Genomic DNA, 26,322 nt, shown 5'->3' with positions numbered 1-26,322 from the left:
ACTTGTTTATCATTAAAATTGATAATATTTTTATATATAATCGAAAAAATTGGTAAGAAAGTAGATTTTTGTTAAGTTGTCTATTGCCGTATAAAATTAAAACAAGCTAACTTTGACTGACACCATATTTTGCGGGGCAATATGCACATCACATTGAGGCAGTTGGAAGTTTTTACTGAGGTATTGAAAAGCGGTTCAACGACGCAAGCCTCTCAGCAATTGGCGCTATCTCAGTCCGCGGTGAGTGCCTCATTAACGGATCTGGAAAGCCAACTTGGCGTACAGCTTTTTGATCGAGTAGGAAAGCGGTTGGTGACGAATGAACATGGCCGCCTACTCTATCCCAAGGCGTTGGCATTGCTAGAGCAAGCCGGGGAAATTCAGCAGTTATTCAAACAGGAGTTAGGAGCGTTACGTATCGCTGCCAGTAGCACCATTGGTAATTATATGTTGCCGGAAATGCTGGCAAATTATCGTCAGGATTTTCCTGATACGCCGCTAGAGTTAAATATCAGCAATACGCAGGATGTCATCAATTCTGTGCTGGAATTCCGTGTTGATCTTGGTTTGATAGAAGGTTCCTGCCATAGCCCTGAGTTGATAACTCAGCTATGGATGGAGGATGAGTTGGTTATTTTTTCTTCTCCTGAAAATCCGCTAGCTGAACAGGATCTAAAATTGGATGATTTAGTTAAGGCATCATGGATATTAAGGGAGAGGGGATCGGGTACAAGAGAAGTGCTGGATCATCTGTTGTTTGTCCATTTACCCGGGTTCAAGATTTTGATGGAATTGGGAAATTCTGAAGCGATAAAACATGCGGTCAAATTTGGTATGGGTATCAGTTGCTTGTCCAGACGAGTCGTTGCAGAGCAATTGCAAAATCGTACTTTACTGGAGTTAAAAGTGCCAGAATTAAGACTTTTCAGAACATTGTACCTGATTCATCATCGGCAAAAGCATATGTCTATCGCACTGCAAAAATTGCTTAGTTACTGCCGGTAAATTTTGCGTTCTGTTTAAAATCCAAAATTAGCTGTGTTACTTATAATTTTCTCTAAATTATGAAGGTATCTTATAACAGCGCTTCCTCGCTATTTTGATAGTGAGGATTTGTTACAATCCGCCATCAGATTTATTCGCAGCTAACAGGAACAGAATGTCTCAACAACAAAAAAGTGTTTCCCGGAAACCCGCAACGCAACATTTGCGACGTGAATTGAAAGCTCGGCATCTAGCGATGATTGCCATTGGCGGATCAATAGGCACCGGGTTATTCGTGGCTTCAGGTGCGACAGTTTCACAAGCAGGGCCTGGCGGAGCATTACTTTCCTATGCATTAATTGGCTTGATGGTTTATTTCCTGATGACCAGTTTGGGTGAACTGGCCGCTTATATGCCGGTTTCCGGTTCTTTCTCAACTTATGGTTCCAAATATGTTGAAGAAGGGTTTGGTTTTGCCTTGGGTTGGAACTATTGGTACAACTGGGCGGTGACTATCGCGGTGGATTTGGTTGCAGCCCAATTGGTTATGGGTTATTGGCTGCCGGATATGCCGGGTTGGATCTGGAGTGCGTTATTCCTCGCGTTGATTTTCCTACTGAATTTTATTTCAGTGAAAGGATTTGGTGAAGCTGAATACTGGTTCTCCTTGATTAAAGTCAGCACGGTTATTGTTTTTATTGTGGTCGGATTACTGATGATAGCCGGCATCATGAAAGGGGCAGAAGGTGCTGGATGGCATAACTGGACTGTTGGTGATGCACCTTTTGCCGGTGGTTTCTCTGCCATGATTGGCGTGGCAATGATAGTTGGGTTTTCTTTTCAGGGAACTGAGCTAATTGGCATTGCGGCGGGTGAGTCAAAAGATCCGGCAAAAAATGTTCCCAGTGCTGTACGTAAGGTATTCTGGCGTATTCTGCTATTCTATATTTTTGCGATCCTGATTATCAGCCTGATTATTCCTTATACTGATCCAAGCCTACTGCGTAATGAGGTCGGTGATATCAGTGTTAGTCCGTTTACGTTGGTATTTGAAAACGCTGGTTTGTTATCCGCCGCAGCTATGATGAATGCGGTTATTTTGACGGCTGTGTTGTCTGCGGGTAATTCAGGTATGTATGCATCGACTCGTATGTTGTTCACATTGGCAAAAGAGGGTAAAGCACCGAGGATTTTTGGCAAATTATCCAAAGGTGGTGTACCGCGTAATGCCTTGTATGCAACAACGGTGGTTGCTGCGTTGTGTTTCCTCAGTTCAATGTACGGTAACCAGACCGTCTATCTGTGGTTGTTGAATACTTCTGGGATGACCGGTTTTATTGCCTGGTTGGGGATTGCTATTAGTCATTATCGTTTCCGCCGTGGTTATGTCGCTCAGGGGTTGGATTTAAGTAAATTACCTTATCGTTCAGGATTTTTCCCCGTTGGCCCAATTTTTGCGTTTGTTTTGTGTCTAACCATCACATTAGGACAGAATTATCAGGCATTTCTACAAGATAAAATTGACTGGTATGGTGTCACTGCAACTTATGTTGGTATTCCACTCTTCCTGTTGATTTGGTTTGGTTACAAATTAGCTAGGAAAACTCACTTTATCAAATATAGCGAGATGAAATTTCCTGATATCGAGAATCAGTGAATGTAAATACGTTAAATGGTGATTAACAGGCCGGTAGGAATCTTTGAAAAAATTCCTACCGGCCTGGTTTTATACCCTATGGATTTCAAGATGGATCGCGACGGCAAGGGAGCGAATCCCCGGGAGTATAGATAACGATGTGACCGGGGTGAGTGAGCGCAGCCAACAAAGAAGCAACTTGAAAGATAACGGGTATATGGTTTTTTTAATTCGATTCACGATTAATTTATTATTATCTTAATGTTTTATTTATTTGAGTAGATAAGCCGTTTTTGATAAGAAATTAAAAAGATACCCCTGTTTTGTGATCAAATAGGTATTTTTTATTTTTCATAGTGTTAATTCATACAATTAATCACGTAATTTACCAAAATTTGTGTAGATCATATTGATAAGTATTCTCATTTGTCCTATTGTTAGTGCCATAATTATTAATATGAAAGGGCTAACAAAATGAAATTTATGTCTCGATCCATAGCAAAGAGTATCAGTGTCGGCCTGTTAGCGGGTTCGGCAGTTATGGCAAGCTTCGCATCATGGGCTGAAACGGTCACCGATATCGTTGGTCGTACTGTTGAAGTTCCTGAGAATGTAAATCGTATTTTGTTGGGCGAAGGCCGTTTGTTCCACGCTATCGCTTTGCTTGAAGGCGATAAACCACTGGCCCGTATTGCGGGTTGGCAAGGTGATTTCCGCAAACTGGACCCACAGTCTTACGCCGTCTATAAAGCTAAATTCCCTGAGATTGACAAAGTTCCTTTGATTGGTAATACCAGCGCTGAGAGTGTCAGTTCTGAAAAAGTATTAACTCTCAACCCGGATATCGCCATTTTTGGCTTGTCTGGTCATGGCCCTGGTAAAGACAGCGAACTGGTCGCCCAACTTGAAAAGGCTGGTGTTCCGGTTGTATTTGTTGATTTTCGTACTGAGCCGTTAAAGAATACGCTGCCGAGCATTCGTATGCTAGGTAAAGTACTAAATCGTGAAAAACAAGCGGCAGAATATGCCGATTTTTACGAGAAAAATGTAAAACTAGTGACTGAGATCACCAATAAAATCCCGGAAGAGAAAAAACCCACCGTATTTATCGATTTGAGAGCGGGTGCTTTTGAAGACTGCTGTGCGACTGCCGGTGATGGCAATATGGGTAACTTTATCGATTTGGCTGGCGGTAAAAACATTGCTAAAGGTGTTCTGCCAGGCGCACTTGGTAATATGAACCTCGAAAAAATTATTGCAGTTGACCCTTATATTTACATTGCTAGTGGGGCAAAAGCGCCAGACAGTAATGAACCAGGTGTAAAACTGGGTGCGCAATCTACGTCTGAATTAGCAAAAGCCAGCCTGAAACAAATGACTGAACGTAAAGGTATTAGCACGTTGACTGCGGTCAAAGAGGGCAGAGACTATGCGATTTGGCATAACTACTACAACTCTCCCTATAATGTGGTAGCGACTCAGGTATTTGCTAAATGGTTCTATCCTGAGAAATTTACAGATTTAGATCCACAGAAGACACTGAATGAATTACACAGTAAATTCCTGGCAGTTGATCCATCAGGGGTTTATTGGGTCAGTGAAAAGTAATCAGTAAGTCAGGTAACGGGAATAATGAGTGCTACTACCGAGCCGATGCCAATGGTGAAACAACAATTAGATGACAGCAGTGTAAAAGCCCATTACCAATATATTTTACGCCGCCGTATTGTGATGATGGTTTTCATCGTGCTGATTATTGGTGTTTCACTGGTATTAGATTTTACGATAGGTCCATCAGGTTTATCTTTGTCATCTCTCTGGCAGACTTTAGTGTCGCCAGAGAGTGTGGATGCGGGGACTCGGGTAATTGTTTGGGATATCCGTTTACCCTATGCCCTGATGGCGGTAGTGATTGGCCTGTCCCTTGGGCTGGCTGGCGCGGAAATGCAGACGATCTTAAATAACCCATTAGCCAGTCCCTCTACTTTAGGGGTTGCTCAAGCGGCTGCATTTGGTGCTGCGTTGGCGATTGTATCTGGTATTGGTATCCCAGGCGTGCCTGATCAGTGGTTCATCTCTGCGAATGCTTTCATTTTCGCTTTGTTGGCTGCATTGGTACTGGATACGATCACTCGTTGGACACGCGTTGCTACGTCTGGGGTCGTATTATTTGGTATTGCATTGGTCTTTACCTTTGAAGCATTGGTTTCCATGATGCAGTTTATCGCAACGGAAGATACCCTTCAGGGGCTGGTACTTTGGACAATGGGGAGCCTTGCCAGAGCAACCTGGATAAAACTGGGTGTGATGTTATTGGTGTTTGCAGCCATTTTTCCTATTTCAATGATGAATTCCTGGAGACTGACAGCGCTGCGTTTGGGTGAAGATCGTGCAATCAGTTTTGGTATTGATGTTCGTCGTCTGCGCTTGGGGACATTATTGCGTATCAGTATTCTTGCCGCTTTAGCAGTTGCATTTGTTGGGCCAATTGCTTTTATCGGTTTAATTGCGCCACATATTGCCCGGATGATGTTTGGTGAAGATCATCGTTTCTATTTACCAGCCAGTGCTCTAATTGGTGCATTGGTGTTGTCTATGGCGTCCATCGCCTCGAAGAACCTGATCCCAGGTGTTGTTATTCCTGTTGGGATCGTTACTGCGTTAGTTGGGGTTCCATTCTTCCTTAGCATAATTTTACGTCATAGGGCGAATATATGAATCCGGGATTAGCCATTAACAATTTTTTTGCAGGTTATCCGAAACATTCGGTTATTGAAAATCTGAATATTGCTCCGTTGCCTCGTGGGAAAATTACGGTACTGTTGGGGCCAAATGGGAGTGGTAAATCAACACTTTTGCGTTCTTTGGCGGGCTTAAATTGTGCAAGAGGTCAGCTTTGGCTTGATGGTCAAGATTTGATGAAGATGAGTTTTGTCCAGCGATCGGAAAATGTGGTTTATTTACCACAGAGCTTACCTGCTGGTGTTCATTTGCATGTACTGGAGTCAATTATCGTTGCTCAACGGGCATCTGGAGGGCGTCATTCTGAAACCAGTGAAGAAGAAGTGATGTTGCTGTTACGTCAGTTGGGGATTGAGCACTTGGCGTTATGTTATTTAGATCAATTATCTGGCGGTCAAAAACAATTAGTCGGATTAGCACAATCATTAATTCGTAAACCAACATTATTATTATTAGATGAACCACTTAGTGCGCTGGATTTAAATTATCAATATCACGTAATGGCGTTGGTGGCACAAGAAACTTATCGGCGGAATATGATTACTGTGGTCGTTGTGCATGATATTAATATCGCTTTGCGTCATGGTGACCATGTATTAATGTTGCAAAAAGGGCATTTAATTGCCGAGGGAATTCCTGAGCAGGTTATTACGCCAGATAGTCTGGCACAGGTTTATGGTGTCAAAGGCAGAATTGAACGTTGTTCTCAGGGCATTCCTCAGGTATTAGTTGATGGGTTGGTTTCAAAGCTAGCGAGTGAGAATTCATTTTAACTTATAAAATAATAAAACTACACAGAGGTAAATATTTTATCCTCGTTATTTGAGCACATGTTGATTATCCATTTTTATAGATAAATTTATAGATAAATAAAGTGTAATTATATCTCTTGGAGAATCGGGAATGGGTGTTTTTAATAAAAGAAAAATCGCGTTAGGTATTATTGCTACAATCTCATCTGGCTCAGTTTTTGCGGCTAGTAGCAGTAATGACACTATTCTTGTTACTACGGCAGCAGGTTTTCAACAGAAGATTGAAGATGCGCCAGCGTCTATTTCTGTGGTGAGCCGTGAGCAATTGGAAACTAAGGCTTATCGTGATGTGACTGATGCACTGAAAGATGTACCGGGTGTCGTTGTTACAGGTGGTGCTAGCAGCAGTGATATCAGTATTCGCGGTATGGCGGCTCAATATACAATGATTTTGGTTGATGGTAAGCGTGTTGATACCCGAGGTACTCGCCCAAACCGTGATAATTCGGGGATTGAACAGGGGTGGTTGCCGCCATTGGCCGCGATAGAACGTATCGAGGTTGTTCGTGGTCCTATGTCTTCTCTTTATGGTTCTGATGCGATGGGCGGGGTGATTAACATCATTACCCGTAAGGCACAGAAAGAGTGGAAAACCAGCTTCCGCGCTGATGGCACTTTGCAGGAGCGTTCTAAATCAGGTAATAGTCATCAGAGTAGTGTGTATACTTCAGGTCCAATTATTGATGGATTATTAGGGCTGAAAGTGAGCGGCCTGTATTCTCACCGTAATGAAGATAAATTTATCGGTGGTTTTAACAAACAGGAAATGCGTAATGGTTCAGCCACTTTCTCTTTCACTCCGGATGAGCAGAATACTTTTGATTTTGAAGCGGGACGTTATGAGCAAGATCGTGATTCTACTGTAGGGAAAACAAAGACAAGTAGTTGGCGATCTCCAGGTAATAGTGAAAGTCGATATAAAAGGAATAATTACTCTATCACCCATAATGGCGTTTACGATTTTGGAACGTCGACAACGTACTTCCAGCGTGATGAATCACGTAACCCTGGTCGTGATATGAAATATTACGATAATCTGTTCAATACTCATACCGTATTTATGTTGGATGATCATTCATTGAGTATAGGTGGTCAGTATCGTTATGAAGATTTACGCGATGAAGGGAATCAATTAGCTTCTGCTAAAAATATCAATAAGCTGAACCGTTGGAGTTGGGCGTTATTTGCTGAAGATGAATGGCAAATGACCAATGACTTTGCTCTGACCGGTGGTATCCGCATGGATAAAGACGAAAACTTCGGTGACCACTGGACTCCACGTTTGTACGGTGTATGGCATGTTGATGAACAATGGACGATTAAAGGTGGCGTTTCTACAGGATATCGTTCACCAGAATTACGTCAGGCGGCATCTAATTGGGGGCAGATTACGGGTGGCGGTGGTGATCCAGCGATTATCGTCGGTAATCCAGATTTGAAACCGGAGAAGAGCTTCAATCAGGAAATTGGTGTTATCTGGAACAATCGGGATAACTTTAATGTCGGTTTAACAATATTCAACACTGAATTTAAAGATAAAATTACTGAATTACGTCGTTGTACCGATCCAAGTGGTAAATCTCAGGGCAAATGTGTTATTGATGGCACTGCTTATAAATTTATCAGTGACCGTGTGAACATTGATAAAGCCAATATGCGTGGTGTAGAAGCGACGATGAACTGGGATATTGTTGATAACTGGGTATTGGCTGCAAACTATACGTATACTGATTCTGAGCAAAAGAGCGGTAACTTCAAAGGGAAGCCGTTGAATAAGATGCCTAAACATATGGCGAATGCCACCTTAAACTGGCAGGCTTCACCAGAAATGCAAGCTTGGACCCGTGTTAACTACCGTGGTAAAACGTCGAATTATTTATCACGTACCTCTATGGGGACGGGAACACCGTCTTATACCTTTGTGGATATCGGTGTCAGCTATTATCTGGCTGAAGGTTTACGCTTGGTAGGGGGGGTATATAACGTCTTTGAAAAACAAGTGACTGAAGACACCCATGATATAGTCTTGGATGGCCGTCGTTATAACATTGGTATCAATTACGACTTTTGATAATGCGTTCTAACTAACTATACCCTATGGATTTCAAGAGGCATCGCGGCGGCAAGGGAGTGAATCCTCGGGAGCATAGGTAACTATGTGACCGGGGTGAGTGAGTGCAGCTAACAAAGAGGCAACTTGAAAGATGACGGGTATATTTTATAATCCTCCTTGTTTGTCGCTGATAAGGGGGATTTTTGCTTTTTTGCTTATACCTGTAAAACTGAATAGAAATCCGTTTTGTGTTGTGTTAAAACTTAGCCATGTCAAAGAAATGTATATGACACCGTTAAATTCCATAGCGTCATCAATAAGTGTGGTAAAAAATAATGAACTTTTAGTGCGGCGAGTATTGCTATTTCAGGTCTTCAAGTGCAGAATTCGCCCACTGGAAAATAACTGATGCGTTTATATGTGTCGGTTATTTTTTTTGCTTTGACTTATTTTTTACTATACCAGAGGCCGGACTCTGAGCCGGATAGATAATTGGCCCACGATCAACCGCGACGAGAATCGGTTGCCGTAATGAGGAACGCTAATATGGAGCAATTATTTCCTTTCGCACTTGTGCCAATCGGCACATGCTGCTGCATCGATGACTATGGAGCATTGAGCTCTGCATATAATCCAGCCTCTAATTCTACTGCCTATAGGCAGAAGCGAAGTCTTCCCAGTAACTATCGATTAAGTAGTGTTATAACACGCATCGGAGTTATGGGAGGTTTCGCTCATGTCTCATAATACTGTAATCACTCTAGGCACCAACCAGACGGGTGCTAACAATCGTGTTCAGCTCAGAAAAACACTGACCTTGGTTCAGGTAGTGATGATGGGTCTCGCTTATCTGCAACCTATGACTATCTTTGATACTTTCGGCATTGTTTCTGGTTTGACTGACGGCCACGTAGCGACATCCTACGCGATTGCTTTGATCGCAATTCTGTTTACCGCCGTGAGCTACGGAAAGTTGGTAAAACGTTTCCCATCTGCTGGATCTGCATATACTTATGCGCAAAAATCCATTAGTCCGCATGTTGGCTTTATGGTGGGTTGGTCATCGCTATTGGACTATATGTTTATGCCGATGATTAATATCTTGTTAGCGAAAATTTATCTTCAGGCCATTTTTCCTAGCGTAGATCCGTGGATCTTCGTTGTGGGTTTTGCATTACTGATGACAGCTTTTAACCTGCGTGGCATTAACGTTGTTGCTAATCTCAACACGGCTATTGTCATTGTTCAGGTAACCGTTATGGTTGTATTTGTGGGTTTACTGATCCACGGTGTGTACAACGGAGAAGGAGTAGGAACTTTATGGAATGCGAAACCATTCGTTTCTGAAGATGCCCATTTAATCCCAATGATTACTGGGGCGACGATTTTGTGTTTTTCATTTCTAGGGTTTGACGGCATTAGTTCGTTGTCCGAAGAGACTCCGAATGCTGGTAAGGTGATTCCGAAAGCGATTTTCCTGACAGTATTAATTGGTGGTGTTATCTTCATTGCGGTTTCTTATTTCTTGCAGCTCTATTTTCCGGATATTTCTCGGTTCGAGAACCCGGATGAATCTCAGCCAGAAATTATGTTGTATGTAGCAGGTACTCTGTTCCAATCCATTATTTTGGTGTTCTCTTGTGTCACTGTTTTGGCTTCTGGTATGGCGGCTCACGCGGGGGTTTCCCGTTTGCTCTATGTTATGGGGCGCGATGGTGTATTTCCTGAGAAAATATTTGGCTATGTTCATCCAAAATGGCGGACTCCGGTAATCAACGTATCGCTGGTAGGCATCATCGGGTTATCTGCGATTACCTTTGATCTGGTTACTGCAACAGCTCTGATTAACTTTGGTGCGTTGATAGCGTTCACCTTTGTAAACTTATCAGTCATTTCTCAATTCTATATCCGTGAACGTCGTAACCGTACATTAAAAGATACCATTAATTTCTTGGTATTACCTGTGATAGGGGCTTGTACTGTTAGCGTACTATGGATGAATCTGGAGCAAAGTTCTATGGAATTGGGGCTAACTTGGGGAGCAATTGGTCTGGTTTATATGGTATTCCTGACTCGTCGCTTCCGTCAGCCGATGCCTCAATGCTCTGAAATGGTTTAATATTTAGCAAAAGAATAATGGCGCCGAATTTGGTGCCATTATTTTTGCTATGCAGCTAATTTTACCGTAATAGTTAAGGAAAAGGAGCCCAAGAAAAAAAACAGCGAGGTCGCTTACAGATAAGAAAAATTTCAAGGTAAACGGAGAAAAACAATCTATGCTCTGAGAGGTGATTGTATATTAAGGAAGAGACTATGAATGATGCAAAGACCTCTCAAAATCAACAACTCATTACTACCCTGACCAATATTGTCGGTAAATCTCATATCCTGACTGCTCCCCATAAAACTGAACGTTATCGTAAAGGCTTTCGCTCCGGCCAGGGAGACGCTTTAGCCGTTGTATTTCCCGGCTCGTTGGTGGAACAGTGGCATGTGTTTAAGGTCTGCGTTGAAGCAGATAAAATTATCTTAATGCAGGCGGCCAACACGGGTATAACCGAAGGTTCTACCCCGAATGGTAAGGGTTACGATCGTGACATAGTTATTATTAGTACGCTGCGCATGAATAAAATTCAGATTTTAAAACAGTGTAATCAGGTAGTTGCGTTACCTGGCAGTACATTATGGCAACTTGAACGTGCGCTCAAGCCGCTGGGACGTGAACCTCATTCAGTTATCGGTTCTTCCTGCATTGGCGCTTCCGTGATTGGGGGCATCTGTAATAACTCAGGCGGTTCTTTAGTTCATCGTGGGCCGGCTTATACCGAAATGGCATTGTATGGGCGTGTTAATGAGTGTGGTAAGCCAGAATTGATTAATCATCTGGGTATCTATTTGGGAGAAACACCAGAAGAGATTCTCTCTTGTCTGGAAGAACAGCGTTACAGTGATCAGGATGTAGAACAGGGTCAGCGTAAAGCATCTGATCATGAATATACCCAACGAGTACGTGACGTCGATGCTGATACTCCATCTCGTTTCAATTCTGACGAGCGCCGTTTATTCGAAGCTTCAGGTTGTGCAGGTAAGTTGGTTGTGTTTGCTGTCCGGCTCGATACTTTTCCGGCAGAGCCTTTGTCTCAAGTATTTTATATTGGTACCAACCAAACGGGCGTATTGACGGAATTGCGTCGCCATATATTAGCAAATTTTCATAATTTACCAATGGCGGGTGAATATATGCACCGGGATATTTTCGATATTGCGGAAATTTATGGTAAAGATGCTTTCATCATGATTGATAAGCTTGGCACTGATAAGATGCCGACTTATTTTACTTTGAAAGGGAGAATGGACGCTATTTTCAACCGAGTTCCATTTTTACCTGTCAATCTTATTGATCGCATTATGCAGGGGTTAAGTCGTTTACTTCCTTCCCACCTGCCTAAGCGTTTGAAAGAATATCGTAATCGTTTTGAGCACCATTTGATATTAAAAATGTCAGGTGATGGGGTGGAAGAGGCTAGAAGCTGGTTGGAAGACTATTTTAGCCGGGTGGAAGGGGATTTCTTTGCTTGTACGCCGGAGGAAGGTGCTAAAGCGTTCTTGCATCGTTTTTCCGCTGGTGGTTCAGCGATCCGTTATCAAGCGGTGCATAGCAACGAAGTAGGGAATATCCTGTCACTTGATATCGCTCTGCGCCGCAATGATCGTGAATGGTTTGAACAATTACCCCCAGAGTTTGATGATGTATTGGTACATAAACTTTATTGCGGACATTTTATGTGCTACGTGTTTCATCAGGATTACATTGTGAAAAAAGGGGTGGACGTACAGGCATTGAAAGCAAGAATGATAGAGCTGCTTGATAAACGAGGAGCGGAATATCCCGCAGAGCATAATGTGGGTCATCTATATCAGGCTAAACCTCAACTTAAGGCTTTTTATCGGATGTCTGATCCTACTAATACTCTCAACCCAGGAATTGGAAAAACATCCAAGCTGAAAAATTGGGGCGAAGGATCTTAATGTCAATATTCTCAGTAGTGACAATGCTATGCTAGTACTCAGTGTAAAGATTGATGAGAAAGTTACTCTTATCAAAAAGGCGAGTATATATGACTCGCCGTTTTATATTTATTCACGCCCCGCTTAATTATCCAGCCAGTTGCACTGCATATTCCATGAGTGCTTTAAGTTGACGACATTTTTCTTCGTTGCCTTGATATTCAGTAAAGAGCTGTTCAATTATAAAGAAATATTCACTGAGTTTATCCTGAGTGAATATTTCTTGACGATGACGTAACCAGTGTTGTTGTTCATCATAAGTCAGAGTCGTAGGGTAGTTTCTGGCTCTATAGCGGAATAACAGCGTTTTAATCCGTGAGTCTTGAAAAGTCAGATCGAGTGCCGGTAAATTCTGAGGCAGAGTCTCACGGATAATATTCATTGCTGCTTTATCGGCACTGCTAAAAAAGCCATCATACAGCTTAGTGTCAACATTATTGGATTCAGGGAAAGGTTCTGCCTCTGCAAATAGCTCTACAACTTTTTCTCTGATTTGTGGATTATTTTGCAGAATAGCTAGATTTCTTCCACAATAATCACGATCCAAACCGATACGTTCAGCGTCTTCTGTGCGCAAAGTATTATCGGGGGCGACTATCGGGCACTTATTAATATGAACCAGTTTTATCGGGACTGGTGGTTGATCTGGTTGCAATTCATCATGGCGGGTATATAGACGTTCACGCAATGCATCTGCATCCAGTTCCAATAATGGTGAAATATCCCCAGCTAAATCGCACACAATAACGGCATTCTGATTGGCTGGATGCCAGGCAAGAGGTGCAACCAAACTGAGGTTGCTGCGAGCAGCACCAAACATCCCGGAAACATGAACCAGCGGTTTCATTTGGGGGATATCGATGAGAGCGTTAATTTTCTGCTTATTTCTTAACTGAAAGAAATAATTGAACATCCTTGGCTGTACTTCTTTGAGTAATTTTGCCATTGCAATTGTGGCGTAGACATCGGACATAGCATCGTGAGCATGTGAATGTTCAACGCCATTTGCCTTGGTCAGATGTTCTAGTTTAAAGCTGGGCAGACCCTCTTCATTCTCGGGCCAGATAATACCTTCGGGACGCAAGGCATAACAGGCACGTAATACATCAAGTAAATCCCAACGGGAATTACCTTTTTGCCAACTATAAGCGTATGGATCATAAAAATTACGGTAAAAAATATTCCGGCTGACTTCATCATCAAACCGAATGTTGTTATAACCGAGGATACAACTGTTCGGTACACTGAATGCATTATGAATCTGGCGGGCAAATTCCGCTTCATTGACCCCTTTTTCTAATGCAATTTGAGGTGTAATACCTGTAATCATGACAGCTTCTGGTTGTGGCAGATAATCATCAGCAGGTGAACAGTAAATAACTAATGGCTCTTCAATAATATTGAAATCCATATCAGTACGAACACCAGCAAATTGAGCCGGTCTGTCTAAGGCCGGATGTTGACCAAAAGTTTCGTAGTCGTGGATGTAGAAAGTGGGTTGTTCGCTGCTATTTTTCACTGTTGTTCAATGTCCAAGGTTGTTAATTATTTTTTATCGCTTTAGTTTGGTTTTGATCTGCTTTAATACCCAAAAAAGTGGTAACTTATTATTTAGCGTTAATTCAGGTCTGATAGTGGCTGGTTATTTACACAGGCGTCTATCAGATTACAAAGTCATACTAGGCGTATCTGTAATTTTTTACCGACAGCTGCTGCATATTTCTTCAATGTATTATACGAAGGCCCTTGTGTGCCAGAAGCTAGCCGGCTTTCAAGCCGTGTGATGGCTGTTGCTTTGGTTCCCATGCGTTCAGCTACTTGCGCTTGTGTTAGCCCGGCCTTTTTGCGTGCAGCTAGCAGTTCATCAAGCAATGCAAATTCTTGTTCCAGTTTCTCGTATTCAGCTTTTACAGCCGGATTTGACAACATTTTTGCAACCATTTCATCGTGTGTCATGGTTGGAGGGGTATATTTACCAGTCATTTTTTACCTCTTTCATTCTGACTTCGGCTTTCCTGCGTTCTTTAAGTGGGGTCTTTTGTGTTTTCTTCACGAAGCTGTGCAGCATCACTATACGGTGCCCAATCATTGTGCAATAGAATACGCGAGCAATTCCTTCAGCCCCTTTGAGTCTGAGTTCAAACAACCCATTACCAAACGCTTCTGTGTGTGGTTCTCCGAGGTTGGCACCATGTTCTCGCATTCTTTCGGAATACCTGATGTAACGGGCTTGAAGTGTGTCAGGGAGAGCAAGGATCTCGTTCTCCACCTCGGTGCTATAGTAATAGATAGTATATTTCATGAACCAAATATAACAAAATTGTTATATTTTTGCAATACTTTGCTAATGTGAAGCAGGTATATGTGACTATTCCTTGTTCTATTGAATTGCACCCCAAAAGTTGGGTGCCCGATTACTGACTTAAGGCGGTGGTTCTATGAAGAAAAATATCCTGTTGCCTCTAGAATTCAGGTTGCTGAGTATTTCCTGTCAGGTACTCTTGGCGCTAAACTGACTGTAAAACATTTTGGCATTGATCATAGTACTATTGTGTACATATTTTCTTACTTTCATGTTCCATGAGCGGAAGTTAGTTATTAGTTAGCATTTTTGATGCCTGGAATAAAAGATTGTATGTTTTAAGACCATTTTCCCTTGACCATATTGATATGTTTGCATAGATATGCAGCGAAAGGTTGAAAATATTAATATAGTGAATATATAAAATTTAATTTACTTAAAGATTAATAGCCAAAATTAAGGGTTAATTTCTGTTGGTTGTGGTGTCGGAGATGCAATTGGCATCAAGTCACTAAATGGGCAAGAAGATCAGGTTTTCATTTATAGTATACAACATCGAGGTTTATTTGATGAGTTCACTGAAGGATTAGATAAATGATGATGAAAATCGTGATGCACATAATTCAAGGGATAATTGGTGCGGTGAGTGTATTTTCAGTTATGGGTTTAGTTTATTTTACACTGATGTCAACATTGGAAAATCGATATCAGTATGCAATAGTTGCAGGTATATGTTTGGTACTTTCTGCGTTTTTTTACTATATAACGTAAAAAATAAAAGAAAAATGCATATTATTCCAATAGGTTATGATTAGTAAGCGTAGGGATTATTCTTTACCTAGATTTACCCAGGAGGATTCGACTAATAAGAGTATTTTAGGATGGGCTTTCCTATTATTAATGGTATTGTCAAAGGTAATCTATAAATATATTTTACTAGTTTGCTGATGAATTGTTTAGAGAGTTTTATCAGCAAACAGGATATATAATAATTAGAATATATTTTTATGCATATATTTGTCTTTATTAAGGGTAATTAACCTCTTGAAAATGATCATTAATAGATTCAATATATTGATCATTTAAACCAGTTTCATATTGAATTCTTTCAAGTAAATTTATTCTATTGACACTATAAAATGGTTTAATAAAAACCCCATTTTTGGGGTGGGTTATTCTTATAATTGGAATTCTTGTTCTACGTGCATGACCAAAAAAAATTTCGTAACCATCCAAATCAAAAGGAATTTTTTTCATCACCTAACCTAATTATCGTTATATTTTTCGTCAATTTTAATTATGTTTCAGCAATAAGGAAATTTTTATCTTATTATTAAGATGGGTATCACAAATATAGTCATTTTGAACATATATTTAAATAATAAACTAATAAACTAATAAACTAATAAACTAATAAACTAATAAACTAATAAACTAATAAACTAATAAACTAATAAACTAATAAACTAATAAACTAATAAACTAATAAACTAATAAACTAATAAACTAATAAACTAATAAACTAATAAACTAATAAACTAATAAACTAATAAACTAATAAACTAATAAACTAATAAACTAATAAACTAATAAACTAATAAACTAATAAACTAATAAACTAATAAACTAATAAACTAATAAACTAATAAACTAATAAACTAATAAACTAATAAACTAATAAACTAAATGTTTTCTCTATTTGATGTGAATTTTCTTTAAAAAAATCTTCTGAAAATCCTATTTTACAAAGAGTTGAAAAGTAAAATAATGAAGACAGTTTAAGATATATAGAATGTTGGTGGAATATTAATATTTTATTCAAGATTTTATCATGTTCTATATAATTAATTGTCTTTATTTGGTTTGTCTATTAGTGTCTGATTTAATTTCCAAATAGAATTAGCTTTATAATTTTTATTTATTTTGCATGAAATAATAGTTGAATTATTATCATATGCAAATATATAAATTTTTTCTCTGACAGATATATAATTACGTTTGTTAGATAATCATGGAGATCATAGTGATTAATGATAGTACATTTGAAATCTGAAAAAATTGTAGAGTAAGAGATGGAAGATGAACGATAGGGAAGGGAAAATGGTGCTTCTGCCAGTGGAAGGTTGGTGATTTATTATTCATTCGCATTGGCCGATTGTTTTCGATTGAGTCAATATTATGAACCTTTAGTAAAAAGTTAATAGATTCATACCCAATGGATTTCAAAATGCATCGCGACGGCAAGGGAGTGAATCCCCGGGAGCATAGATAACGATGTGACCGGGGTGAGCGAGTGCAGCCAACAAAGAGGCAACTTGAAAGATAACGGATATATGTAATTAATGAGAATCAATAAATAACGGAAACTGACTTGTCTATTAATGGTTTTAGTCTTATTGTGTAGTCAGATTGGATAATTTGTATGTTTAAATTGAAGATAAGGTATGAAAATGGATAACGTAAATAAGCCGTCATTCCACAATGTGCTGGAGTTTGTACGTATGTTTCGTCGTAAGAATAAGTTGCAGCGTGAAATCGCAGATAATGAGAAGAAAATACGCGATAACCAGAAGCGTGTTTTATTGCTTGATAACTTGAGCGAATACATCAAACCTGGTATGTCAATTGAGGATATTCAGAGCATCATTATGAATATGAGAAGTGATTATGAAGACCGTATAGATGATCATATAATTAAAAATGCGGATCTTTCTAAAGAGCGTCGTGAATTGTCTAAAAAGCTTAAAACAATGGGTGAACTCAAATAGCATTATTAGATAACCACGCACGAATGCGTGGTTATTCTTACCGACTACGCAACAGCCCAATCAGGTTTAAGCTCTGGATCAACTAAGGTATAAATCTGCTGATATGAAGATTCTTCTTCTGCCATAGTTGCCAGTTGATGTGCTACATCTTGGCGACTAGCTGCACCATGAATTTCATGCTGATATCTTTGACAATGGCCTGTTCCGGGTTTATCTGTTAATCCTCCTGGACGAATAATTGTGTAATTCAAGGAGCTTGTCTGAAGGTAGTTTTCTGCCATTGATTTACGCCTGACAGATTGACCAAACAATGATTTAACTCTGGGTGACAGGGTTTTCCAGCTTTCGCCACAACCTATTGAGGTAACGAGTAACATACGTGTTATTTCAGTTTTCTCAATAGTATCAATGATAGTCATATTGCCAAAGAGATCTGAATCAATTCCACCAATAGTAGAAAAGACGATTGCTTCTGAACTTACATGTTGTACTGTTTTTTCAACATCTTCAGCATTACAGGCATCACCTTGTATCACTTTGACACCCAAAGCACTCAGTTCAGTAGCCTGCTGAAAATTGCGGATAAGCGCAATGACGGGACGTTTTTGTTGCAGTGCGACAGTCACGAGATGACGTCCAATGCCACTACCCGCACCAAAAATAAGCCACGGTTTCATAGGTTATTCTCCTGGTTAAATAAGAAATCGAATGATAATTAATTGAACAGGGTCACGGTAATGACTGCTCAAACTAACCCTTATGTGGGGAGAATAAAATTAACGGTGAGTATTTTTGTGGGGTTAGTAGCAAAAAAAATGGCTCCCTAAAAAGAGCCATTCTGCTAATATTAAATAATGTTGTTTATTCAAAGAATTGCGGTTTAGCCATTGGTGAAGTAGCCGCATTAGTGGCTGAATGGCCCCCCGCTCCGCCTTTCCCTTCAAAATGAGAAAAAGGTCGTTGCCATTCGTTGATAACAATAGGTTTTTCAATCATCTCAGGGGCTGGTGCTTTGGTCATTGGCGCATAAGAATGATGAACTTTGGCTATAATAGCAACAGGTTGTTTAACCATTTCATCTTTACTCTCTTCAATAATCATCACTGCTGCAATTTCTTTAGAAATAACAATGTCTTCAGAAACAACAACGTCTTCAGAAACAACAATGTCTTCGTCTGCTTCAGATTGCTGCTCAAATTCAGGAATAATCGGTGTTGTTGCAACCAGTTCAATAACTGACCGCTCTTCCTGCACTGGTTTAGTTTGCTGTAGAACAATGTCATTTTGTTCTGTAATTCCTGTTGCAGATTTGATTCCGTTCTGGTGAGCTGCTGGCGTCTCTGCTACCTTCGGAGATTCAATAACGGTTTGTTCAGATTCTGCAACAACGATGATTGCAGGTACTGTTTCTGCTGCTATTACCGGCAATACCTCATTTTGTTGTTCTTGCTGTTCGATCATGGAAATTTCCTCAGGCATTTCTATGGAAATCGGAACCACCGGATAGCGAACCCAAACTTTACCGGAAGCCATTTCTGGTGATGCAACAGCCATAGATAATGGTGCCGGTGATTGAAGTAGATTTCTCTCATCGCGGTAACGGCGGCGGCGCTGACCACTAACGCGCAAATGGCGAGGTGAGCGACGAGAGCGGCGTGGCATAACATTATCTTGTTGCTCTTTATTTTCAGTCAATTGTTGCGGCTGAGCTGTTTCTAGCGGTATTTCAACAGGTACTGGTAATTGCTCTTCGGTAACAACAGGTATGGGCAGCGAGGCGACAGTTGTAACTTCTTTCACTTCATCTATGATGCGAATTTTTTGTTCAAGCTGACGACGTTGGCGACGTGGTATAACCGGTAGACGTTCTTCTACCTCATTTTCAACAATTTCTGGTTTCTGGGTTTCAGGTTGCAGTTGGCGTTTTTCTTCCTGACGACGGCGTTGACGTTCTGCACGTTGCTCGCGACGTTGCTGCTGTTGGGTTTCACGAGCAGCAGTGTCTATCGTCACGTTGTTATCTTGAGTGCCATTTTTCTGTTGAGTATTTCGATTTTTCCGCTGTTCGTCACGATCACGGTTATTACGTTGTTCATCACGCAGATTATTATCATCACGATCTTTACGTGAATTTTGGCGGCGTTGATTGCGTCGTTCAGAAGAGCGACGGTTATCATGACCGGATAATTTGTTCTCTTTTTTCTGTGCCGGTTTTTCTTCTTCTGCTTCTGTACTGAACATTTTTTTCAAAGCAGTCAAGAAGCGGCTTAAGAGACCCGGTTGTTCCGTTATAGTCTGAGCAGTGTGGTTTGGCTTTTTCTCTTTTGCTTTATGTGATGGTTGCTGTGCTGGCGTATCGGCTGGCAAAGCAAAAGCAGAAATAGCGGGCTGCTCAGGACGCTTACGTTCAGGTTGAACATCTTCTTGAGGATTTATCGCGCCAGCTTCATGAAATTGAGGAAGCAGATAGCTCAGTGCAGAAATTTCCTCACCTTTACGCACACGTAGAACAGAGAAGTGAGGAGTCTGCATTTGATCGTTAGGCACGATCACTACGCCAACATCTCCCTGACGGCGCTCAATTGCACTGACTGCCTGGCGCTTTTCGTTCAGTAGATATGAGGCGATTTGTACTGGAACAATAGCATGGACTTGATGCGTGTTCTCTTTCAGTGCCTCTTCTTCAATCAGACGCAAAATGGATAGCGACAGGGATTCATTGTCACGAATAGTCCCTGTGCCGCTACAGCGTGGGCAAACGTGGTGGCTGGATTCACCGAGTGATGGACTCAGGCGCTGACGGGACATTTCCAGTAGACCAAAGCGGGAAATACGGCCAATTTGAATACGAGCACGATCCTGACGAACAGCATCACGTAGTCGGTTTTCCACTTCACGTTGATGACGTACTGGTGTCATATCGATAAAATCGATAACAATCAAACCACCAAGGTCACGCAGGCGTAATTGACGGGCAATTTCATCTGCGGCTTCAAGGTTGGTATTAAAAGCCGTCTCTTCGATATCTCCTCCGCGTGTTGCTCGGGAAGAGTTAATATCGATCGCAGTTAATGCTTCTGTGGTATCGATAACCACAGCACCGCCTGATGGCAGGCGAACTTCACGCTGAAATGCAGATTCAATCTGTGATTCAATCTGATAGTGGCTGAACAGAGGAACCTCACCACTATACAGCTTAATTTTACTGGTGAAATCTGGGCGGCCAAGTGCGGTGATATGTTGCCGTGCCAGATCGAGAACCTTGGGATTGTCGATTAAGATTTCACCGATGTCTGGGCGCAAATAGTCGCGGAAAGCCCGGACGATAACATTGCTTTCTTGATGGATTAAGAAGGGAGCCGAGCGGTTTTCGGCGGCTTTTTTGATCGCTTCCCAGTGTTTAAGGCGGAATGATAAATCCCACTGTAGTGCTTCTGCGGACTTACCAACGCCCGCAGTGCGGACGATCAGTCCCATTCCTTCTGGCACTTCTAACGATGCCAACGCTTCTTTCAGTTCTGTGCGGTCATCTCCTTCGATACGGCGGGAAATACCGCCTGCGCGAGGGTTATTGGGCATGAGTACCAGATAACTGCCCGCCAGACTGATAAAAGTGGTTAAGGCGGCCCCTTTATTACCACGTTCTTCTTTATCGACTTGAACGATAACTTCCTGGCCCTCCCTTAAAACATCTTTGATATTAGGGCGACCGTGAGGATGGTAGTTATTGGGAAAATATTCGCGGGCTATTTCTTTAATAGGAAGGAAACCATGCCGTTCAGCGCCGTAGTCAACAAAAGCAGCTTCCAGACTAGGTTCAATTCGGGTGATTTTACCTTTGTAGATATTTGCTTTTTTCTGCTCGTGTCCTGGGCTTTCGATATCCAAATCATAAAGGCGTTGCCCGTCAACCAGAGCAACACGCAACTCTTCTTGCTGAGTTGCGTTGATTAGCATTCTTTTCATTGTAACTTACTCATTATTTTTTACATTAGTTATAGAGCTACGGGCAAATATAGATGAGCGACTGGTAACCGATGGTCTCGTGTCTTTTACAAATCCGCCAACCTCCCGGTTGTCGTTTGTATAGAGACGCATATTTTCGGCAGGTCTGAATTTTCACTTAGAAAACAGTACCCTTTTCTAGGAATAATCTGCAAATATAAATGAAGCTGATTTGATCCGATTCCAGTAATCTGCTACCCGTAGCCCGCTAATTATTTGATTTCCCAGTACGTCTTACGCCATTGCTGCGTTTTTGTGCAATCAAATGAAGAACAAACGTTTAACTTCGCCATTCAGGATTAAAAAACTGATGGTGGCTACGTATTATTCCATTGCTGTTGGGGTGATAGCAAGGTGACTTTATGTCTTTAAGCGGTTTTTCTGATGAAATAGGAAGAAATAGTTAATATTTAATCTTTATCTTAAAGTAGCGAAGGTAACAACCGGAAAGTATGCGTGATTTTTACACATATTTAAAAATGAGTAGCACTCTGCTTGAGTGATAATTAAAATTGCTATCATGAAAACGAATAATCAAGTTGTACAATTTGTCACTATTGATGACGATGAAGCTGGACAGCGAGTTGATAATTTTTTATTAGCGCGTTTGAAGGGTGTTCCTAAGAGCATGATTTACCGGATTGTGCGTAAGGGGGAAGTGCGGATAAATAAAGGCAGGATAAAACCTGAGTATAAATTGTCTGCGGGGGATGTTGTCAGAATTCCACCGGTTCGGGTTGCAGAACGGCAAGCAGTGCCAGTTTCAGCTAAACTGGATAAAGTCGCTGCATTAGACGATTGTATCTTATACGAAGATGACCATATTCTAGTGCTCAATAAACCTGCTGGTACGGCCGTTCATGGCGGTAGCGGTTTAAGTTTTGGTGTTATTGAGGGATTGCGGGTTTTGCGTCCGGAAGCAAAATTCCTCGAATTAGTGCATCGTTTAGATCGTGATACCTCTGGAATTTTGTTAATTGCTAAAAAGCGCTCAGCTTTACGGGCCTTGCACGAGCAATTACGCCTTAAACAGATGCAGAAAGATTATCTGGCTTTAGTACGAGGACAATGGCCATCACATTGTAAGGTTGTTCAGGCTCCATTGCTGAAAAATATCCTGCAAAGTGGTGAGCGGATTGTTAAAGTAAACAGTGAAGGTAAGCCTTCTGAAACGCGTTTTAAAGTAGAAGAGCGTTTTGCCAATGCAACGTTAGTGAAAGCCAGTCCGGTAACGGGTCGGACTCATCAAATCCGTGTTCATACTCAATATGCTGGGCATCCGATCGCTTTTGATAATCGCTATGGGGATAAAGTTTTTGATTCGCAACTGTCAGCTACGGGTCTTAACCGCCTATTCTTGCATGCCAGTGTGATAAAATTTACTCATCCCTCGACGGGGGAGACATTACGTCTTGAAGCACCGATGGATGAGCAATTGCGCTATTGTATAAACACGTTACGTCAGAATCACAGTAATTAACCTATCGCCGTCAGTGGGTTTACCCCCTGGCGGATTAATAATTCAGTCAATGTAATTAATGGTAAACCGATGAGCGTATTCGGATCTTTCCCTTCAAGTCGTTCAAATAAAGTGATTCCTAACCCTTCGCTTTTAAAGCTTCCGGCACAATTAAGCGGGTTTTCCGCGGTTAAATAAGCCCGGATTTCATCATCAGCCAGCTCTCTAAAATAGACATTGAATAATTCACAACGGGTATCGGTTATTCCTGTTTTGCTGTTAAAGAGAGAAATGCCGGTATAAAAGGTGACGCAATGACCACTGGCTTGCCGCAATTGTTTAAATGCATGTTCGAAACTGTGGGGCTTGCCAGTGATTTCGCCATTAATAACACAAACTTGATCGGAACCAATAATCAAATGCTGAGAATATTTTGTTTGTAATGCCTGTGCCTTGGCTTGCGCCAAACGCATAACGAGCTGTTCTGCATTTTCATTCATTCGAGGTGTTTCATCAGTATTAGGAGCTGCACATATAAAGGGTAAACGAAGTTTTTCCAGTAACATGCGGCGGTAAGCTGATGTGGAAGCTAAAATGATTTGTGTCATAATTTTTCCAAAAGACATGGCGAAATAATTGCAGGCATTTTAAACTAGGCACAGCTTAATAAGCGAATATTTGGCGGAAAGGTGCAGATGTGTGGCCTTTTTCTTTGACTATATCTCATTACAAAGATAATATGCGCGCCTTATGCAAAAAGTAAAATTACCCCTGACCATTGATGCGCTTCGCGCAGCTCAGAAACGATTAGACTACGCAGGTAGTTATTCACCTGAGCAAGTTTTGCGTATCGCGGAATCTGTGGTTAGCGTGGACAATGATGTAGACAGCGTTTTATCGTTTCAGATAGATAACCAACGTCTGGCGGTTGTGCGTGGGCATTCCGATGTGGATGTTACGCTTGAATGTCAGCGTTGTGGCGGTAATTTCAGCCATCACGTTCACATAACATATTGTTTTAGCCCGGTCGTCAATGATGAACAGGTTGAAGCATTACCGGAAGAGTATGAGCCAATTGACGTTAACGAATTTGGCGAAATAGATTTGCTGGCAATGATTGAAGATGAAATAATTCTTTCTCTGCCGGTGGTTCCGGTACATGATTCTGAACACTGTGAAGTGTCCGAAGCGGACATGGTGTTTGGTGAATTACCTCTAGAGGCTGAAAAACCAAACCCATTTGCCGTATTAGCCAGCTTAAAGAAAAGTACTTAAGGAGTAAGGTCAATGGCCGTACAACAGAATAAACCAACTCGTTCTAAACGTGGTATGCGTCGTTCTCATGATGCACTGACTGCACCATTACTATCTGTAGATAAAACTTCTGGTGAAACTCACCTGCGTCACCATGTGACTGCTGATGGCTACTACCGTGGCCGCAAAGTCATCAACAAATAATCTCGCCAGTCATTAGCAAGTTGATACCTTGACTAATCTGACTTTAGCGTTAGATGCTATGAGCGGGGACTTTGGTCCTCGCGTTACGGTGCCTGCTGCATTGCAGGCACTGGCGTCTAACCCTAGACTTAAATTATTGCTGGTCGGAATCCCCGATATCATTTCTCCGATGCTTGTAAATAGTGATACTGAGTTGCTCAGTCGTTTACAATTGGTTCCTGCTGAACGGGTTGTGGCTAATGATGCGAAACCGTCGCAAGCGATTCGTAACAGCCGAGGAACATCAATGCGCATTGCTCTGGATTTAGTGAAATCAGGTGAAGCGCAGGCGTGTATCAGTGCAGGAAATACCGGAGTATTGATGGGGTTATCTAAATTGATGCTAAAATCGATAGAAGGCATTGAAAGACCTGCTTTGATGACCGTGTTGCCAAACCTGAAACAGCGGCAAACTGTCGTATTGGATTTAGGTGCCAATGTTAATTGCGATAGCCGCATGTTGGTACAATTCGCCATTATGGGTTCAGTGATGGCCGAGGAAGTCGTGGGGGTGGTTAATCCCGCGGTGGCGTTGCTTAACATTGGTACGGAAGAGAGTAAAGGGCTGGATAATATCCGCGAAGCCGCCACTATTTTAAAGCGTATTCCGACGATAAATTACATTGGTTATCTGGAAGGTGATGAATTACTGACAGGTAAGAGTGATGTATTGGTATGTGACGGCTTCGCAGGTAACGTGACGTTAAAAACGATGGAAGGGGCGATCAGAGTTATCTTATCCCTGCTTAAATCATCGGATGGACAAAAGAAAAAATTTTCCTGGTTGTTGAGAATAGTCAAGAAGTGGTTGCAAAAACGGATGACAAAACGCTTCGGTCACCTGAACCCTGACCAGTATAATGGCGCATGTCTGTTAGGATTATATGGAATTGTAATCAAAAGCCATGGGGCGGCTAATGAGCATGCGTTTAAAGCCGCAATCGAACAGGCTGTTCAGGCCGTTGAAAGGCAGGTTCCTGATAGAATTGCTGCACGCCTGGAAACAGCATTACCCAAGAGTGACTGAACATACATGTATACAAAAATTTTAGGTACAGGTAGTTATCTGCCTGCGCAAGTGCGTACTAATGCTGATTTAGAAAAAATGGTGGATACTTCTGATGAGTGGATTGTTACCCGTACAGGTGTCCGCGAACGTCGTCTTGCTACTGATGATGAAACTGTTGCGGTTATGGGGTTCCGGGCTGCAAAGAAAGCAATTGAAATGTCGGGCATTGATAAAGAGCAGATTGATTTAATCATTGTTGCAACAGCTTCATCCACCCATGCTTTCCCCAGTTCTGCGTGCCAAATTCAGCACATGTTGGGTACCCAAAATTCAGCGGCTTTTGATATTTCTGCTGCTTGTTCTGGTTTTGTTTATGCACTGAGTATTGCTGATAAGTTTATTAAAACCGGTGTGGCAAAACATGCATTGGTTATTGGTTCTGATTCTATTACCAGAACACTTGATCCAGAAGATCGCGGAACACTTGTCCTGTTTGGCGATGGTGCAGGTGCTATGGTGGTAGGGGCTTCTGATGAGCCAGGAATTCTTTCAACTCACCTTCATGCAAACGGTAGCTATGGTGAATTGCTGGTATTGCCTTATCAGGAGCGTCAGAATCTAAAAGAGCCCGCATATGCTAGTATGATCGGTAATGAAGTATTTAAGATTGCAGTCCGTGAATTGGCTAACATAGTTGATGAGACTTTAGAAGCAAATAACTTACCATATAGTGAGTTGGATTGGCTGGTACCTCATCAGGCTAATTTGCGTATTATCGCAGCGACAGCTAAAAAATTAAACATGACAATGGATAAAGTAGTGGTAACGCTAGATCGTTACGGTAATACTTCTGCGGCATCGGTACCCACAGCATTTGATGAAGCAGTACGTGATGGCCGGATTAAGCGTGGTCAGTTAATCTTAATTGAGGCTTTTGGTGGTGGCCTTACTTGGGGTTCGGCACTGATACGTTTTTAATTTGACAGG

At 41.5% G+C, this 26,322-nt stretch carries 21 protein-coding genes; 14 read left to right on the top strand and 7 right to left on the bottom strand.

What is annotated here, in order from left to right; all coding sequences use genetic code 11:
- Positions 1–141 precede the first annotated feature (141 nt).
- From yieE to dld, 8 genes are all read left to right on the top strand, one after another.
- Entirely contained in the window at positions 142–1,005 is an 864-nt protein-coding gene (gene yieE / locus PluTT01m_RS14700) for a DNA-binding transcriptional regulator YeiE (RefSeq protein WP_011147075.1), read from the top strand.
- A gap of 154 nt (positions 1,006–1,159) precedes the next feature.
- A complete protein-coding gene (locus tag PluTT01m_RS14695) occupies positions 1,160–2,641 on the top strand; it encodes an amino acid permease (protein ID WP_011147074.1) in 1,482 nt (493 codons plus the stop codon).
- Positions 2,642–3,094: 453 nt separating this feature from the next.
- A complete protein-coding gene (locus PluTT01m_RS14690) occupies positions 3,095–4,228 on the top strand; it encodes an ABC transporter substrate-binding protein (RefSeq protein ID WP_041380123.1) in 1,134 nt (377 codons plus the stop codon).
- A gap of 24 nt (positions 4,229–4,252) precedes the next feature.
- Positions 4,253–5,338: a FecCD family ABC transporter permease gene (locus tag PluTT01m_RS14685; RefSeq protein WP_041380122.1), complete on the top strand. Its 1,086-nt coding sequence runs from the start codon at positions 4,253–4,255 to the stop codon at positions 5,336–5,338.
- A complete protein-coding gene (locus PluTT01m_RS14680; RefSeq protein WP_011147071.1) occupies positions 5,335–6,135 on the top strand; it encodes an ABC transporter ATP-binding protein in 801 nt (266 codons plus the stop codon). Before PluTT01m_RS14685 ends, PluTT01m_RS14680 begins: the two co-directional genes overlap by 4 nt.
- Positions 6,136–6,265: 130 nt before the next feature.
- Complete coding sequence (locus tag PluTT01m_RS14675) at positions 6,266–8,245, top strand: ligand-gated channel protein (RefSeq protein WP_011147070.1); 1,980 nt, start codon at positions 6,266–6,268, stop codon at positions 8,243–8,245.
- Between the two features lie 718 nt (positions 8,246–8,963).
- A complete protein-coding gene (locus tag PluTT01m_RS14665) occupies positions 8,964–10,346 on the top strand; it encodes an APC family permease (RefSeq protein ID WP_011147069.1) in 1,383 nt (460 codons plus the stop codon).
- 194 nt (positions 10,347–10,540) lie between these two features.
- Complete coding sequence (dld, locus tag PluTT01m_RS14660; protein ID WP_011147068.1) at positions 10,541–12,256, top strand: D-lactate dehydrogenase; 1,716 nt, start codon at positions 10,541–10,543, stop codon at positions 12,254–12,256.
- A gap of 127 nt (positions 12,257–12,383) precedes the next feature.
- Here the strand turns inward: dld and sbcB are convergent, their stop codons facing one another.
- The 4 genes from sbcB to PluTT01m_RS14640 all read right to left on the bottom strand — a co-directional run bounded on the left by sbcB (position 12,384) and on the right by PluTT01m_RS14640 (position 15,854).
- Entirely contained in the window at positions 12,384–13,814 is a 1,431-nt protein-coding gene (gene sbcB / locus PluTT01m_RS14655; RefSeq protein ID WP_011147067.1) for an exodeoxyribonuclease I, read from the bottom strand.
- A gap of 155 nt (positions 13,815–13,969) precedes the next feature.
- Positions 13,970–14,278, bottom strand: coding sequence for a helix-turn-helix domain-containing protein (locus tag PluTT01m_RS14650; protein WP_041380121.1), 309 nt, complete (start codon positions 14,276–14,278; stop codon positions 13,970–13,972).
- Positions 14,268–14,498: a type II toxin-antitoxin system RelE/ParE family toxin gene (locus PluTT01m_RS14645; protein ID WP_228956933.1), complete on the bottom strand. Its 231-nt coding sequence runs from the start codon at positions 14,496–14,498 to the stop codon at positions 14,268–14,270. Before PluTT01m_RS14645 ends, PluTT01m_RS14650 begins: the two co-directional genes overlap by 11 nt.
- A gap of 1,125 nt (positions 14,499–15,623) precedes the next feature.
- Positions 15,624–15,854 carry a hypothetical protein gene (locus PluTT01m_RS14640; RefSeq protein ID WP_041380119.1) on the bottom strand — a complete coding sequence of 77 codons (231 nt, stop codon included), beginning with the start codon at positions 15,852–15,854 and terminating at the stop codon, positions 15,624–15,626.
- A 1,193-nt stretch (positions 15,855–17,047) separates the two neighbouring features.
- On the opposite strand from PluTT01m_RS14640, the gene tmaR reads away from it, so the two are divergent.
- Positions 17,048–17,365, top strand: coding sequence for a PTS system regulator TmaR (tmaR, locus tag PluTT01m_RS14635; RefSeq protein WP_011147063.1), 318 nt, complete (start codon positions 17,048–17,050; stop codon positions 17,363–17,365).
- Between the two features lie 44 nt (positions 17,366–17,409).
- Here the strand turns inward: tmaR and PluTT01m_RS14630 are convergent, their stop codons facing one another.
- Together PluTT01m_RS14630 and rne are read right to left on the bottom strand one after the other, a co-directional pair.
- A complete protein-coding gene (locus tag PluTT01m_RS14630) occupies positions 17,410–18,042 on the bottom strand; it encodes an SDR family oxidoreductase (protein ID WP_011147062.1) in 633 nt (210 codons plus the stop codon).
- 184 nt (positions 18,043–18,226) lie between these two features.
- Positions 18,227–21,331 carry a ribonuclease E gene (rne, locus tag PluTT01m_RS14625; RefSeq protein ID WP_011147061.1) on the bottom strand — a complete coding sequence of 1,035 codons (3,105 nt, stop codon included), beginning with the start codon at positions 21,329–21,331 and terminating at the stop codon, positions 18,227–18,229.
- A 559-nt stretch (positions 21,332–21,890) separates the two neighbouring features.
- Between rne and rluC the strand changes: the two genes are divergently transcribed.
- Positions 21,891–22,850: a 23S rRNA pseudouridine(955/2504/2580) synthase RluC gene (gene rluC / locus PluTT01m_RS14620; RefSeq protein ID WP_011147060.1), complete on the top strand. Its 960-nt coding sequence runs from the start codon at positions 21,891–21,893 to the stop codon at positions 22,848–22,850.
- On the opposite strand, the gene PluTT01m_RS14615 is transcribed toward rluC, so the two are convergent.
- Positions 22,847–23,437, bottom strand: coding sequence for a Maf family protein (locus PluTT01m_RS14615; RefSeq protein WP_011147059.1), 591 nt, complete (start codon positions 23,435–23,437; stop codon positions 22,847–22,849). The two genes, rluC and PluTT01m_RS14615, sit on opposite strands and share 4 nt — an antisense overlap.
- A 142-nt stretch (positions 23,438–23,579) precedes the next feature.
- On the opposite strand from PluTT01m_RS14615, the gene yceD reads away from it, so the two are divergent.
- The 4 genes from yceD to PluTT01m_RS14595 are packed head-to-tail and all read left to right on the top strand — an operon-like array spanning position 23,580 to position 26,313.
- Entirely contained in the window at positions 23,580–24,104 is a 525-nt protein-coding gene (yceD, locus tag PluTT01m_RS14610) for a 23S rRNA accumulation protein YceD (RefSeq protein WP_011147058.1), read from the top strand.
- 12 nt (positions 24,105–24,116) lie between these two features.
- A complete protein-coding gene (gene rpmF / locus PluTT01m_RS14605; protein ID WP_011147057.1) occupies positions 24,117–24,287 on the top strand; it encodes a 50S ribosomal protein L32 in 171 nt (56 codons plus the stop codon).
- A gap of 28 nt (positions 24,288–24,315) precedes the next feature.
- Complete coding sequence (plsX, locus tag PluTT01m_RS14600) at positions 24,316–25,353, top strand: phosphate acyltransferase PlsX (protein ID WP_011147056.1); 1,038 nt, start codon at positions 24,316–24,318, stop codon at positions 25,351–25,353.
- A gap of 6 nt (positions 25,354–25,359) precedes the next feature.
- Complete coding sequence (locus tag PluTT01m_RS14595; protein ID WP_011147055.1) at positions 25,360–26,313, top strand: beta-ketoacyl-ACP synthase III; 954 nt, start codon at positions 25,360–25,362, stop codon at positions 26,311–26,313.
- Positions 26,314–26,322 lie beyond the last annotated feature (9 nt).

The sequence above is a fragment of the Photorhabdus laumondii subsp. laumondii genome (assembly GCF_003343245.1).
Classification (GTDB): domain Bacteria; phylum Pseudomonadota; class Gammaproteobacteria; order Enterobacterales; family Enterobacteriaceae; genus Photorhabdus; species Photorhabdus laumondii.
This window is presented reverse-complemented; position numbering and strand designations above follow the sequence as displayed.